Below are 14,429 nucleotides of genomic sequence, written 5' to 3'. Positions count from 1 at the left end.
ATCATGCCAGGTTACCTACTAATCATCCATCTCTCGTATAATCCTTAAATTGCTATCTAACTAAAATTCATTTCCTATATGTTCGGAATCTTATGCGTGCATGAGCTTTTCATCTCTCAACTTGTAATATTCTGCGTGTTTGACTCTAAAATCAAAAAGAGCGGTATTAAGCTAACTAGCCCTACCACTCTTTCAATCTATTCCTCAGGTGCATTCTCAGGTTCTACAACCTCAATTTTAACCCTAATAATTCGGCGATCTTCTACTTCAATAATCGTAAATATCAGGTTATGATACTGATACATATCTCCGATTTCCGGGATATCTTCTATTTTAGAATACATCCAACTTCCTAATGAATAAGCGTCTTCTGGAATATCTAAATCAATATCCATGATATCAAATAATTCATCTAACTCTATTTCGGCCTTCACCTCATAGAGAGTATCACTTTTTTTAACGACCAATTGTTCCTCTTCATCGTGTTCATCATATATTTCCCCTACGACTTCCTCTAGAACATCTTCCATCGTAACCAATCCGGCAGTTCCTCCGTACTCATCCGCAACAATTGCTAAATGTTGTTTTTCTAATTGTAACCGGGTAAGTAAATCTGAAACGCGCATTGTATAGGAAACATACATTGGATCACGCATCACATCTGCAATTAAAAGATCATCTGTTGATCCATTTTCAATAATAGCAGAAAATAAGTCACGTTCATAAAGAATACCAACTATATTATCACGCGATTCATCGTAAACGGGAATACGTGAATATTTTTCTTCAAAAAATACATTTTTAACATTTTCAGTAGAATCATGAACATCTACGGCAACAACATCAACACGAGGAGTCATAATATCTTTTACGAATGTTTCACTTAAATCAAGAACACTCTGTAACATTTCAACCTCATCCTGTTGGAGTACCCCTTCTTCTTCCATAGTATCGATAATTACATTCAGTTCATCTTCCGTAACTGAAGGTTCGTCTTCTTTTTTACTGTATAATTTAGCTACAAAATCCTTTAATACCATAAAGATAAAGATTAAAGGCTTCATTACTTTTATCATATAATAGTAGATAGTACCTATTGACAATGCTAACGATTCAGAGTTTTCCTTTGCGTAAGATTTGGGTAAAATTTCACCAAAAATGATAATTAAAACGGTCATGACAGCCGTCGCAATTGGAGCACCCGAAGCACCTAGATTTAAAACTTCTGTTGCGACAATCGTTGCAAGCGATGCAGAGGCTAAATTAACAATATTATTTCCTATTAAAATTGCTAATAATACTTCATCAAATCGTTCCGCTACATTTAGTGCCTTTTTAGCTCCAGGTCTACCATCGTCTACATATTGACGTAAACGAATTAAATTTACACTTGAAAAGGCAGTCTCAGAGGCACTAAAAAAGGCAGATAGAATAATCATGATAACAAGTATTACATAATACATGGACGGGTCCAAGGCAATTCACACTCCTATAATTTTCTATTTTTATTATGTAGTTTACTATATCAATTTCAAGGGTATTTGTCAATAATACGTCCAGGTTTATACAAATTCACTACAAACTAGATAACAAAAAGAAACCCCTAATAATTAATATGCTCTAGAGTATATTAATTATTAGGGGTTTTCATTCCTTTAATTAATAAAAATCTAACGGATTAGGTGCGTAGCTTGGTTGACTTCCCGTATTTGGACGAATTTCAAAATGTAAATGTGGTCCTGTTGAGTTTCCGGTATTTCCAGCTTCACCAATCGTCTGTCCACCTTGGACACTGTCTCCTGCCGAGACATTCAATGAATTTAAATGCGCGTAACGAGTATAATAACCGTTTTTATGATCAATTAAGATATTATTTCCATATCCATTACTATATCCAGCACTAATTACAACACCGCCATCAGCTGCATAAACAGGTTGCCCAATATAAGCCTGAATATCGATAGCATAGTGTCCGCTATAACATAAATAGCCACAGGTTACTGAACGCGTAGTCGTTGGCCAAATCCAATTCCCACTTCCTACACCAGAAATAACCTTTGTCCCTCGTTTTACAATTTGTTTAACCGGTTCTGATAGTTGTGAATCTTCTACGACTGATAAAGAAGATTGTACGCCATTTTCGTAGACAATATTCAGCCGCTTTAAACTTTGCCCATTTTGGCCTTCTTGTTCAATGACAGTCTCTCCTTTTGGTAACGTACTATCATCAATATATTCCACGTCATATGGCAATTCTGTAATTTCAACTTTTTCTTTTTCAGTCTCTACAATAATCATTGGATTCAATGGCGTTACATCTAACTCCATTCCTAATAGCTCATTCCAAGATAAACCGTTGATTTGAGGATTTAATAAGTGTAATTCCTCTTCAGTCAAACCATTCTCTGTGGCAATATCCCATAATGATGAATCTTCATTAAAAAGTACCGTCTTTTGAGGCTGCGTTTGACGATATAACACCATTCTTCGCGTTTCCTCACGACTTAAAATACCATCTAAATTAGCATATTCAGTTTCTACCTTAACCGGTTCTAATAGTTTTGCACCAATATATTGTGAACCCGCCTCAGTTAAAGGAGTAATCTCATTTTCAATATCCATTATTTTCTGAATATCTTCCACTCCAGTGTAATGCACCATTAACTCTAAAAGTGTATTAGTCACTACATTGGCATCCTCTACTACAAACTGTTCCTCGTTAATTGAAATTTTATAGGCCGAAACCTGGAAATTTGCTTTTTCAGCCACTGTTTCTAAAACGGATTGACTATCTAGCGTATTTAACGGTAATAAAGTAACCTCTTTTTCAAGTCGAACATTAGTCGGCGATTTAATAACTGTTTGCTTTTCATATTTCTTTGATAATTCCTCTTTTTGTTTATTTACTAAATTATCATATTCACTTTTATCTGTTATAAGCCCAATAGGCTCTTCATCTACATATACACGATAAACAACATTTTGTGTTGTTACTGGAGCTGCCTCCACTAGTTTTTGCCTATTCCCCGTTATACACATGGTGACAATTAATGCACCAATTATCTTGTTCTTCATATCATTACGACCTCCACGCCTTATTTCACAATACAATAAGGTAATTTTTTAGTCTTGGTGACTGTTAGAATCTATATAAAATTAATTTTTTATCTAAGTTCCCTCTCTGACTTTAATTTTTTCACACAAATGTGTCCAATTTGTGTCTTTCTAAAGATTTTCTTAATAAAACGACTATAAATGAACAATTTTATCAGAAATTATACATCTTTTCCACATTAATTGTTGAATTTTTTCTATTTAATTAAAAATATTAAAGCGTGTCTCCTTTAGTAATGCTTAATTAATTTTTAACGATTAATATTTACCCTTAGTAATTCCAAGCCTTACCTTTTTAAGTATTTTTTATTATAAACTTTAAGGCATTATATCTTAAGATAAAGAAGAAAATTTTAAGTTTCTCAAGGTATCCACTCTAATCAATTAGATACCGAGTTATAGGATCTCTATTTGTCTTTGTTTAAATAATACCGAAACCGTGTCATTACATAAGAAAAAGCACCTCTCTCATAGAACTAAAACCAGACTAATCATAAAATATCATTTTTCTGGTTTATATCTATTATAAGGGCACTTTATTTCCCGTTATTTAATTACCTTTTCTAATTCACTATTGATGCAGTCTACCGTCTCATTCATAATCGTTTCAATCTGATACGGAAGTCGTAACATTTGTTGGGAAGCTCTTTGAAAAGGAAGGTACACAAAACTAAATTCAACTTGATTAGGCAATGGGATTGAGCGATGTAATTGTTTTTTCACGACATTATAATACTCCTCCTGAGAGATAATAGTAGCATAATCTACAGGGGCTATTCCCTTTGTTAAATCATATCGTACTTTCGCCACCTCTTCGGTTAATAAATAATTTAAATACTTGGCAGCTAACTCCTGATTCTTCGACGATTGAGTTATTTGATACGTGTCGATTTTTGTATATGTATACGGTAAAATATCCTCTACAAAGTTAGGAATCGCTTGATAGCCTAAATTAGGATACACCTCTAATAGAGAAGATACTAATGAGGCTGGAGCAATTAACAAATCTGATGACTGATTGATAAACGATCGATACACTTCAAATTCGGTTTGATAAACCAATGATTTATCTAATAAATAAAACATTGCGGCTATTCCTCGAATAGCATCCTCATTGTTTAACCCAATATCATAAAAATTAGTATCACCAAAATTATCAACACCCACGGTATATCCCCCAAATCCAGTAACAAATGGATTAATATGATATATACTTTGATAATCAATCGCTAAAGATATGTCCTCATCAAATAACTGCGAAAAAGATTGTATGCCGTATTTAAACATTTCCTTATTATAATACAAAATATCGGTCTGCGCATTATAAGGTACCCCATAATACTCGCCCTTTACCTTAAAAGCCGATTTTACATTAGGCAATATATTAAAGGAATCGAAAATATCACTCATTGGATGAATGGCATTCATTTCTACTAGATCAGAAATTAAAGTATGTGAAACATTAATAATATCCGGATACTCATTAGACTTTTTATATAGCGGCAGATTGGTTATGACTTTATCGGAGGGAATAATTTTCAATTGAACCTCTACGTTATACATACTCTCAAAAATAGGATTTACAGTTTCTAATACCTCATAATCCGATTCATTAACCCATACTTGCAATACCTCAGATGACTGTAGATTAATTTGATTAATGTACTTATATAAACCTAGCATTATAAAAATTAAAAAAATCAGATATACCATTCTCTTCATCCAAACACCCTCTCATATTCATTTATAAAGGATTATTTTTAACTATCATTTCCATTTATCTGATGTTTATTATATCAAAAAAAGAGGTGGCAAACACCACCTCTTTTCTATATAAAGGATAAATATAATTTATATTAAAGTTATAGAGTAACCTAAGTTTATTTGGCAGTTACTGACGACACTCTCTTATGCTTCGTACTAAACCGTAATGCTGTTAACAATCGAGGGGAAATTAATTCATATACACCCAATACAATTAAACCTTTCAATGCGTTAAACGGAACATAAACAAGCGCAATGGCAGCTCCATAACCTAAGTTAAAAGGTAATCCTGGAATAAAAGAATCCAAAGTTGCCCATTCTATAACATCTGTAAACCATAATCCCCCGAAATAAATAGGTGTAATAAAGAGATAATTACATATCGTTAAAATAAGAGAAAACCCTGTAATAACTAAAATGAATCGTAATGCCTTTTGTCCTATTTTTGATCCAGAAATATATTTTTTTATGATAACGTACAGAAACGCTAAGGTCGTAGAAGCAATAAAGGCTGTAATAGATCCGATATGCATAGGTGTTGCACTAAGACCTAGCATAATATTTAATAGGGACTTAAAGAAAGCCACCATAATTGCCGGAATCAATCCAAATAATTCAACAGTTAATAGTACAATTAATTCACTTAAATCAAATTTTAAGAAGGGAACTAATGGATAAGGAATTTCAATGAGCATTAAAATTGTCCCCAATGCAATAAAAACCCCTAGTAAAATTAAATTCTTTGTTTCTTTGAAACTTGTTGTTGCGTTTTTCATACACTCTCCTCCAATACATTTAAAGTTTTAGTGAAATGCAAAAAGATCTCACGTTAATAAACCTTCGTGAGATATATCCTAAAAAGAGTATATCAAAAACGAATCTTCTCCCATCCAGACTTTAACTGTCGGCTCTGGAATTTATACCAGATCAACCTTACGGCTTGCGGGCTTTACCGCCGGTAGGGATTTTCACCCTGCCTCGAAGATTTATTAAATGGATTCAATTTACACTGTCATTTTACCCCTTTATGACTCTCATGTCAATAATCCCCTACGGATTATTTCTTTATTTTACCATTTTCTTCGCGAATGAATACGTACCGTATAATTTTGGGGATTAGCGTATGTTTCAACAAATTCCAAAACTTGGCCATTCATTAAAACCGAAGTTAATTCTAAATAGAGTAAAGGTTCATTTAATGGTACCTCTAATAATCGAGATACTTCCTCGTTAGCCTTAATGGCTGTTACAGTTTGTGACCCGGATGCAATTTTAACATTTAATGCCTCATCCAAAAATGCATAAATCGAGGTATTAATAACTGATTGAGGTAACTCTTTAATCACAGATACAGGAATGTAATTATGTTCCAATGTCATTGGACGATTATCCGCCATACGAAGTCTTAATAAACTATGTACACGGTCATGAATCTTAATTTCTAACTTTTGGGCTAATCTCTCGTCCGCCTCAATTAGCTCATAACTAACAACCTTTGTATGAGGTCTCATTCCCTTACTACTTATTTCAGAAGTAAAACCTACTAATTCTGCAATAGGTTCATGCAGTTTATCATCAGCAACAAATGTTCCCACCTTATCTTTACGATATAGCTTCCCCTCCTGGATTAATGATTCAATCGCCTTTCTCACGGTCATGCGAGATACCGAATATTTTACGGCTAAGTCACGCTCTGATTGAATAATAGCATTAGGTACCAATTGTTTAATTTCCTCTTCAATTAACCCCTTTACCTTTAAATAAATTGGCTGTGTCATGTCCAAAACCCTCTTTCATAAAATAAAAGGGACGAATCGCCCCTCTAACTATTCAATCTCCATCAGATTATGATAAACACTTAAAACATCCTCATAATTAAATCCTTTTCTTATTAAAGCCGAAACAACCTTTGTTTTACGTTGATAGTCATTTAGACTCCGGTGCTTTTGATAATACTTTTGCACCTCTTTCCTTAAAATAGCTTGTTGATTATCTTGAGTATCTTCCACTTCTAACTGATTCATAACCCTATCGATTATTTGTTGATTAAATCCTTTATTAATTAACTGATTTATAACTTTTTGTCTAATAACGTGCACTCCGTATTTATAGTTACTATTGATTATACGATGGGCAATTTTTAATGCATGTTCAGTCTGATATTCCTCTCCATACGCAGGAAGATACTGATCAATTACCGATTCAGATACCCCTTTTCTTATTAACTCTAACTTTATTTTATTGGGACCCTTTTTCCCCATTACCATTTCTTGATGAATATACGATCTTACATATTCTCCATCATTTAATAATCCAGCATTAATTAAACGTCCTAAAACCTCATTAATAACATGAGCAGCATAATTTTTAGATTCTAATTTTTCTTGGATTTGAGCAGTAGTGTAAGAGCGCCGTGATAATAATTTTAACGTGTATTGATAGGCATCACCTAAATCCAACTTACCGTTCAATTCATCAATTTGTAACTCGTCTAATTCTTTCCCAACGACTAGCCTAAACTTTAAAACGAGCTCTTCATGAACGGGCAACAAAACAATTTGCCCATTCGGAACTCTTAAAGCAATTTCATAATCGGGACCATTTACATGGGTAAGCTTTAATACTTTATAGTTGTTGTTCGTAGTACTCATCACTATCTTTCAACACATCCTCAACAATTGTTTTAGCCGAATATGCTCGCGCTAACTGTTTAATATTACATTTCATTTCGTCCAGTAACCCGTCTTCATTTAAAATGATTAATACATGATAGATTAACTCTGCTTCACTCGTCACAATCACGGCAGCATTTTTATCTGAGAAATATTTTGCATTCTCTAATTCTTGTCCGTAAACTGGATTATATAAAATAACCGGAACACCTTTAATTGCAGCCTCAGTTAGTGAGATTCCACCTGGTTTCGTAACCATTAAATCAGCAATTGAGAGCAGCTCATGCATTTCCTGACAGTAACCTAATACCTTGAGATTTTCATATTCATCCAACAATTGAATTACTTGATCATATAACTTTGTATTATTTCCACAGACAACAATAACCTGAATCTGAGGTTGGGAAGCTAAGCGGGCTGCAATCTCATCAACATGTGAAACAACACCATGTGCCCCTGCTGCAACTAAAACTGTACGCTTTTGAGGGTCTAACCCATATTTTTTATAAATCTCTTGGCGGTTAAGCTCCTTATAAAACTTCCCATGAACAGGTATTCCTGTTAACATAAATTGACTTTGTGTCAATCCATTAGCGACTCCCCAAGCCACCATTCGATTATTGGCCACATAGTGACGGCGTGCCCCCTTGTAAAGCCATAGCCCACTTGCGTAATAATCAGTAATAACTGTGTAGATTGGAATTTTAAATCCTTTATCTTCTAATGTATATAAGGAAGTTACCGGAAAGACACTAATAATAGCATCGGGATTAAAAGACTCGATTTTATTTCGCAATGATCGCATTCCAAACTCCAAATAGGGTTTCAAAATTTTAGCTTGAAATGAATCATGAACGGCGTAACTAGACCCGTAATATAACATGCGATAAACGTCTTTACCAATCGGTTTATAACTTTTTAAATAAGCCTTTTGAATAGTTTTAGATAATGTCGGAAACTCTTCAGAATATAAATCATATTCTTCTACAATAACATTTTCGTACTTGGAGAATTCTTCCGTTAGTGAACTAGACACTTGTAAATGCCCGCTACCAAAAGGAGCAGTTAATATTAATACTTTCTTTTGATTTTTCATTATTTCCTCTCCCTCTCACTTAATCTCTATTACTATAAAATGTTAAAAATCTAAATAATATGATATCATAAAAAATATTTTGTATCCATTATTAAGAAATAATATCCATTAATTTAACACCTGTCAGGCACCTCTTAATTAAAATGTTAATTTACCATAATAACCTTTACCTTTTCCGTTAAGATTATACGTCCATTCTATACTCCACTCCCACATTCAACATAGGAAACTCTACCAAAAATAAAAAGGGGGATTCCCCCTTTTTATTTTTGGTATTTTACTCCAAGATACTCCACCGTTGCTTTTACAACCGCTTCGCCCCATGATTTCCAATCCGCAATCCATTCCTTATAATCTTTAGGATTATCGAGATATGCATATTCAATGAGTAGCGTTTCTGACCCATAATGTGGAATTGAATCATAGCTATTATTATGTTCAACTAATTCTGAAGACTGTGATAATGCCCCTCCTGTTTCACGAATAATGTATAAATAGTCAAGAGAATCATTAAGACAACCATATTTTTCTTCATAAGAAGATCCGCGGCAAACAAAATATTTTTTATATGACCCTTCTGAAGAACGAAATTCACTCTTTACCGAATCACGGGGATCTTGTCCCGCCTCCTTTAAGGCAGTAGAGACCCTTGAAGACCAATCATCGTCATTGATAACAGAACTATAAACCTCAAATCCTTCTAATGACTCATTAAAAGAATTCAAGTGATTAGAAATCATATATTTTGTCTGATAACGATAAACTTGCTCAACCCTTCCCTCGTCATAAAAAGGCGATTTTCCATAATCAGATTTACCAGGACCAGCAGGATCTACATCCTCAGTACGAGTTAACTTAACCTTCAGTCCATGATCCTCCAATCTTGAAGCTATATACTTAGACAGCTTAAGCGCCTCATTTGCCTCCGTTAATTCACCTGCAACCGTTCCGCCATCCAATCCCCCATGACCAGGATCAATTAAAATATCATACACATCTTCAGGAACTTCCTTCACTGAACGAACGATAAGATAGAGTAAGCCATTTTCTGATTTCAGCGTCACATGATTAGCTACACCATTTCTCAGAATACAGTACCACTGCTCGCTTAAGACTTCATCCGTGTATAAAGGAAGATCGTTTAACTTAACCACGTAATTTCCTTCCTTAAGATCCGCCAATTCAATCGCTTTATTTCCACCCTCTAAGTAAGCCTCATCAACAATAATATTACGAGATGCATCAACTAGTTGATACGTTAAAATATCCGTTGTCCCTATATTGAGGTGTAAGGATTCTGCATAAAATTGATGATTTTTATAATTCAGGTGGGGAAGGTCCTTATTAACTAAAATAAGGTTATCTGATTGAGGTAATAATTCGTAGCCATCTAAACCTTTGAATACCTGACTCCCTTTATTTACTTGAACAGGAATCGAGAGGGTATGATTATTTATCTCCATTCTCATTCTTAAAGCTAACACGGGTGCCTGCACTAACTTCTCAATCGGTATTTCGACTTGAAGATTAACCTCTTCTCTATCCTCGCTCTTGATGGTAACATCACCCTCAATGACAGATTGGTTAATCACATCGATGATTTCATAACGAATCTCTTCGGAATCAAATTTCATCTCTTTAGTTTTCTTTAGCGCGTGACTAAATAATAAAACATGATCCTTAATCTTTAAATCAGCAATTGATTGTTCTATCCTTTCATTATCGGCAAATGTACGAATCACGTCTTTTACCTTTTTAGAAAAGAACAGCCCCTTCCTCCTTGCCTGGAAGGTAATTTTATAATCGGTGTTAGGAGCCGACAAATCAACATCGAATCCTGTAGCCGTATTATCTAATACGTAGGACTTATCATTAATGTTGATTTGAATTTCCTTATAAGCATCTTTTTTCAACGGCTCCCAACTCAACGATAGTCGATACAAACTTTCCCCTTCCTTAGGATTAAGATCGTCCGTTAACGCTAAGGAAACATCAACCTTATCGGTTAATATCAGCTTTAATCCAAAACCGATACCGCTAAGAATAAGTAAACAGCTTAAGATAAATAGCGTAAATCTTACCTTATTAATTTTAATTTTCTTTTTTCTCTGACTGGGATAATAACTATAACTTCTATATTTCTTCTTCATTGCCATCTCTCTTTCAACATTACATTAAATATTCTTGCGGTTAATCGTCTTTCGTCTATACAACAAAAAATTTTATTTTCCTTAATAATGTCTCTAAAAAATAAAGCTATATTGTATCACGTATCTCCTAAAGTCGGTTGTTCTATCTCTAGGTTTACCATTAACATTAAATTTATCAAATAATTAATTGAGATACTGCTTCATGTTAAGATACCGCATTTTTAAACTATCATCGCATGACTTTTATCACATGCAAGTCCTTCAGTATTTTATCATAGGTCACGGGTAAATTAACTCTTTTACAAACTTTTTATAAAATTTTGTATACGTAAAACGCCTGCTCGCAACGTTTCAAAGTCACAACAATAAGATAAACGAACATATCCCGAATCATTTGGTTCAAAGGCCATACTAGGAACAATGGCTACTTGTTTACTTTTTAGTAAATTCATTGCGAACTCATATGAAGTTAACCCGTAATTACTTACGTCTATATAGAGATAAAAGGCTCCCTCCGGCAATACAACATGCTTAAAATACGGTTTTAACTGTTGGTAAACATAATTTCTATTTTTTTCGTAAAGTTGCTGAATGTTTTTCGTCAATTCTGGGTGATTTAATGCCTCAAGAGCCGCATATTGAGAAATAGTTGAAGCAGAAGCAACGAAGTTTTGATGAACAACGGCTACCGTATTGATAAACTCTTTTGGGCCTAATACGTACCCTATCCGCCATCCCGTCATCGCATATGACTTAGAGAAACCATTTAAAATAAATAAACGATCCCTTAATCGTGGATATTTTGAAAGCGAACAACATTTTTTCTGTTCAAACACGATTTCACGGTATATCTCATCACTAATCACAAAAATAGGTTTATCCTTTATACAGTTGTATATCACCTCATTTTCCTCTTCAGAAAATATTTTCCCCGTAGGATTACATGGAGAATTCACTAAAATAGCTTTCGTTTTTGCAGTAATTAACCTGCTTAATACCTCTTCCTTTACCTGCATATCATTTTCCACCATATCATATAAAACAACTTTTCCCCCATACATTTGAACATTCGTATTGTATAAAGTAAAGGATGGAGAAAAAATGATAACCTCATCGTCTTCCTCTAAAATTGTTTTAAAAACCGCACTAATAGGTTCAGAAACACCTGTTGTAATGATAATCTCTGAATATGGATCATAAATCTGGCCGTAATTATGCTTACAATACTCTGAAATTGCCATTCTTAACTCTATAATTCCATATTGATGAGAATAACCCAACGAAGATTCCATCATTTTATGATGTAACCCCTCTTGAATAACCTCATAGGTATGCCGAGATATATGGGGTTCCCCTAATGTAAAATCAATAACATCATTATATTTATCCGCTAACACTTTCATTTCCCGAATCAATGAAGGTTTTAGCATTGAAGCGTACCGATTAATTTTTAATTCCATTTGATCATCCCCCTAATTTTAAAATAATAAAAAGGCCATTTGTAAATAACAAATGACCCTCATATATTCCCCCTATTCATCAAAGTCTGGATCTACATTTAAATCGAAATAAAACTTTACACCTCGTGAGGTATTAACGACCCCGTAATGACTTTGGTGCATCTGCAAAATTTTACTCGTAATTAGTAGTCCTAGACCTGTTCCCCCACTGTCCCTATTTCTTGACTTTTCTAAACGATAAAAAGGTTCCCATATTCGATCCAATTCCTCTTCTGGAATAAAAATCCCCGTATTTTCAATTTCAAACTGAACCTTACTTCCAAAGCGTTTAAGACTTACATAAATGTGGTCACCATCAGGAGTATAACGAATAGCATTAGAATATAAATTTGTAACGACGGTCATAATCTTCGAAGAATCTGCCTCTACATATTCATCGTCCAAATCTAAATGAATATGTAATTTCTTCTCTCCCATTATATGCTTAACCTTATTATTTAAATGCTCAATTAACATTTTTAAATTGAAACTACTGTATTCTAAAATATCCTCCGGATTTTCCATCTTCATATAATTTAATGTATCTTGAACCATCACCGTCATCCGATTAACCTCTTCTATGATAGAGTTTAATTGTACCTTAACCTCGTCGGGAGACATTGAACGCGATTGAATTCGAGTAGCAATTCCCTTAATAATTGTAAGTGGAGTTTTTAATTCATGCGAAATTGTGGAAAAGAAAGTTGAGCGCATTTGTTCAAATTCTCGCTCGCGAGCAATATCATCTTTTAATCGTTCATTCGCTACTTGTAATTCAGTTAACGTCCTGTTTAAATTCTCACTCATAACATTAATATTTGTTGCTAACTCTCTTAGCTCATCATCTGAATTTACTTCACATTTTTCGCTAAAATCAATATTTGCAATATTAGTAGTAACCCGCTTCATATGCAATAAAGGTTTAGTAATATGCTCTGTTAACCAAATAGCAAAAATGAGTACCAAGATAGCTAAAATCATAAAGATAAAGATATAATAATTCGTAAAAACGGATAACATTTCACCTAAAACTTGTAAAGAATAGGAGATTTCAATAATCCATTCTTCTCCTTCCTTAAATTTAATTTTAGTATAGTAATGATACGTTGTCACATTTTTATCAGTCGTCGATTCGAAAAAGATATCATTATCCGTTAAATATTCTAAATTTAGCTGCGAAGTATTTGAACTATGTAATTTATATTTAATCAAATATTTATCTTCGATCCCATTCATATACGAAAAAAAATCATTCGTGAAACGTTGAAAGTTCGGAACCTCATCTTTTATTTCATAAACCAAGCGATAAATTTGATTTTGTTTATAACCCGGATAAGCAAAATCATAAAAATAGTATTGGGCAACAATATCTAAAAGAAGCGTCGTAAAAAACAAACCAAATAAAAGTAAAAAAATCTTTGTTGCTAAACGCAAGACTATATCACCTCAAACTTATACCCAACACCAAAAACAGTATGAATATATTTCGAATAGTCCCCCAATTTTTTTCGAATTTTTTTTATATGCGTATCCACAACACGAGTATCACCAAAATAGTCGATTCCCCAAACCGCATCTAAAATTCGATCGCGATCCAACGCAATTCGGTGATTTTCAATTAAAAAAACTAATAAGTCAAATTCCTTAGGTCTAAAATCCATCAGTTCATTATCCACACGAACCGTCCTCGATAATTTATTAACAACCAGACCATCAAAAGCTAATTCATAAGTTTCTACTTCATCGTCTTCATTAATACGAGATAGCAATCGATGAACTTTTGCTAATAAAACCTGATTATCAAACGGTTTTGTGACGTAATCATCTACCTTTAAATCATAACCACGCACTTGATCTTCCACACTAGAACGTGCCGTTAACATAATGACAGGTACCTTAGAAACCAAACGAATCTCTTTTAAAACAGAAAACCCATCTTTCTCAGGCATCATAACATCTAATAAAACTAAGTCAAACTGTTGTGAATGAAATAACCGAAGTGCTTCTAACCCATCTTTTGCCTCAATCACCTCGTAATCATCCATTAAGCAGTCTACAAGAATCTCTCTAATCTTTAACTCATCCTCAGCCACTAAGACCTTATATTTTATACTCATCCTAACACTCTCCAATA

General features: G+C 33.7%; 11 protein-coding genes and 1 riboswitch. All 11 genes read right to left on the bottom strand.

Annotation, left to right across the window (positions count from 1 at the left end):
* Window positions 1–197 precede the first annotated feature (197 nt).
* The 11 genes from AACH31_RS01345 to AACH31_RS01295 all read right to left on the bottom strand — a co-directional run bounded on the left by AACH31_RS01345 (window position 198) and on the right by AACH31_RS01295 (window position 14,412).
* Window positions 198–1,475, bottom strand: coding sequence for a hemolysin family protein (locus AACH31_RS01345; RefSeq protein WP_161832291.1), 1,278 nt, complete (start codon window positions 1,473–1,475; stop codon window positions 198–200).
* Between the two features lie 184 nt (window positions 1,476–1,659).
* Window positions 1,660–3,075, bottom strand: a complete 1,416-nt coding sequence (locus AACH31_RS01340; RefSeq protein ID WP_161832292.1) for a peptidoglycan DD-metalloendopeptidase family protein — start codon at window positions 3,073–3,075, stop codon at window positions 1,660–1,662.
* Window positions 3,076–3,660: 585 nt separating this feature from the next.
* Window positions 3,661–4,836, bottom strand: a complete 1,176-nt coding sequence (locus AACH31_RS01335) for a sugar ABC transporter substrate-binding protein (RefSeq protein ID WP_161832293.1) — start codon at window positions 4,834–4,836, stop codon at window positions 3,661–3,663.
* A gap of 158 nt (window positions 4,837–4,994) precedes the next feature.
* Window positions 4,995–5,654, bottom strand: a complete 660-nt coding sequence (locus AACH31_RS01330; protein WP_161832294.1) for an ECF transporter S component — start codon at window positions 5,652–5,654, stop codon at window positions 4,995–4,997.
* 98 nt (window positions 5,655–5,752) lie between these two features.
* Window positions 5,753–5,868, bottom strand: a riboswitch (FMN riboswitch).
* A gap of 80 nt (window positions 5,869–5,948) precedes the next feature.
* Window positions 5,949–6,656 (bottom strand): GntR family transcriptional regulator, encoded by a 708-nt coding sequence (locus AACH31_RS01325; protein ID WP_161832295.1) that lies wholly within the window; start codon window positions 6,654–6,656, stop codon window positions 5,949–5,951.
* Between the two features lie 48 nt (window positions 6,657–6,704).
* On the bottom strand, window positions 6,705–7,529 hold the full coding sequence (locus tag AACH31_RS01320; RefSeq protein WP_161832296.1) for a RecX family transcriptional regulator: 825 nt from the start codon (window positions 7,527–7,529) through the stop codon (window positions 6,705–6,707).
* Complete coding sequence (locus tag AACH31_RS01315) at window positions 7,504–8,646, bottom strand: MGDG synthase family glycosyltransferase (protein ID WP_161832297.1); 1,143 nt, start codon at window positions 8,644–8,646, stop codon at window positions 7,504–7,506. Before AACH31_RS01315 ends, AACH31_RS01320 begins: the two co-directional genes overlap by 26 nt.
* A 263-nt stretch (window positions 8,647–8,909) precedes the next feature.
* A complete protein-coding gene (locus tag AACH31_RS01310; protein WP_161832298.1) occupies window positions 8,910–10,796 on the bottom strand; it encodes an N-acetylmuramoyl-L-alanine amidase family protein in 1,887 nt (628 codons plus the stop codon).
* Between the two features lie 299 nt (window positions 10,797–11,095).
* On the bottom strand, window positions 11,096–12,256 hold the full coding sequence (locus tag AACH31_RS01305; protein WP_161832299.1) for a pyridoxal phosphate-dependent aminotransferase: 1,161 nt from the start codon (window positions 12,254–12,256) through the stop codon (window positions 11,096–11,098).
* A 72-nt stretch (window positions 12,257–12,328) separates the two neighbouring features.
* On the bottom strand, window positions 12,329–13,729 hold the full coding sequence (locus AACH31_RS01300) for a sensor histidine kinase (RefSeq protein ID WP_161832300.1): 1,401 nt from the start codon (window positions 13,727–13,729) through the stop codon (window positions 12,329–12,331).
* A gap of 2 nt (window positions 13,730–13,731) precedes the next feature.
* On the bottom strand, window positions 13,732–14,412 hold the full coding sequence (locus AACH31_RS01295) for a response regulator transcription factor (RefSeq protein ID WP_161832301.1): 681 nt from the start codon (window positions 14,410–14,412) through the stop codon (window positions 13,732–13,734).
* Window positions 14,413–14,429: the final 17 nt, after the last annotated feature.

Source organism: Turicibacter faecis (genome assembly GCF_037076425.1).
Taxonomy (GTDB): domain Bacteria; phylum Bacillota_I; class Bacilli_A; order MOL361; family Turicibacteraceae; genus Turicibacter; species Turicibacter faecis.
Note: the sequence above shows the minus strand (reverse complement) of the source record. Positions and strands in the feature narration are given on the sequence as shown.

Coding starts and splice junctions, on each gene's coding strand:
- AACH31_RS01340 (WP_161832292.1), bottom strand. CDS start 3,075: ATGAAGAACAAGATAATTGGTGCATTAATTGTCACCATGTGTATAACG.
- AACH31_RS01335 (WP_161832293.1), bottom strand. CDS start 4,836: ATGAAGAGAATGGTATATCTGATTTTTTTAATTTTTATAATGCTAGGT.
- AACH31_RS01330 (WP_161832294.1), bottom strand. CDS start 5,654: ATGAAAAACGCAACAACAAGTTTCAAAGAAACAAAGAATTTAATTTTA.
- AACH31_RS01325 (WP_161832295.1), bottom strand. CDS start 6,656: ATGACACAGCCAATTTATTTAAAGGTAAAGGGGTTAATTGAAGAGGAA.
- AACH31_RS01320 (WP_161832296.1), bottom strand. CDS start 7,529: ATGAGTACTACGAACAACAACTATAAAGTATTAAAGCTTACCCATGTA.
- AACH31_RS01315 (WP_161832297.1), bottom strand. CDS start 8,646: ATGAAAAATCAAAAGAAAGTATTAATATTAACTGCTCCTTTTGGTAGC.
- AACH31_RS01310 (WP_161832298.1), bottom strand. CDS start 10,796: ATGAAGAAGAAATATAGAAGTTATAGTTATTATCCCAGTCAGAGAAAA.
- AACH31_RS01305 (WP_161832299.1), bottom strand. CDS start 12,256: ATGGAATTAAAAATTAATCGGTACGCTTCAATGCTAAAACCTTCATTG.
- AACH31_RS01295 (WP_161832301.1), bottom strand. CDS start 14,412: ATGAGTATAAAATATAAGGTCTTAGTGGCTGAGGATGAGTTAAAGATT.